Genomic DNA, 571 nt, shown 5'->3' with positions numbered 1-571 from the left:
GGCGAACCGCTATAGCCCTTATCTGCATATACCCTGCTACCGGGCGGTAAGTTTACTTTATTTAATAAGTCTTCTAAATGACCGCTATCATGACTAGATGCTTTTGTGGTACTGACGGCTAGCACTAATCCTTCTTTACTTTCTACAAGTATATGCCGCTTATAGCCATAATATAGCTTAGGACCTTTTTTAGTCCAACTTGCTTCTGGATCTACTCCTTTTTGATAACTTTCNTACTACTACTGAACAAAATAAATAATGATTTTTATTGCGTTTTTGTGCGGAATGTCGGCTCAATGGCGTCAACTTAAGGTTTAGCTGTTATTGATAACCAAGTAGAATAGGAGGGTAGGCTAATCATGAATTGCCTTAAGTTGACGCCATTGACCGTTCACTTGCGTGGCAGCCATATTTTTTATAGATTATATCAAATGGCTAATATTTAATGAAAGCTGTTGAAAATTCCAGTCTGCAAGCTGAAAATCAGAACTCGCCCTCTACGGTTACTCAATGGATTTGGGAAGCTGGCAAGGCGCGCGAGGGTGAAGTGCACGCAGCATAGTACCCACTA

Annotated in this window: 1 pseudogene; it reads right to left on the bottom strand. The window is 40.5% G+C overall.

Annotated elements, in window-relative coordinates:
* Nucleotides 1-5: 5 nt before the first annotated feature.
* A pseudogene (locus tag EDM02_RS04280) lies at nucleotides 6-230 on the bottom strand (transposase); the annotation flags it as partial.
* Nucleotides 231-571 lie beyond the last annotated feature (341 nt).

The sequence above is a fragment of the Candidatus Cardinium hertigii genome (assembly GCF_003788695.1).
This window is presented reverse-complemented; position numbering and strand designations above follow the sequence as displayed.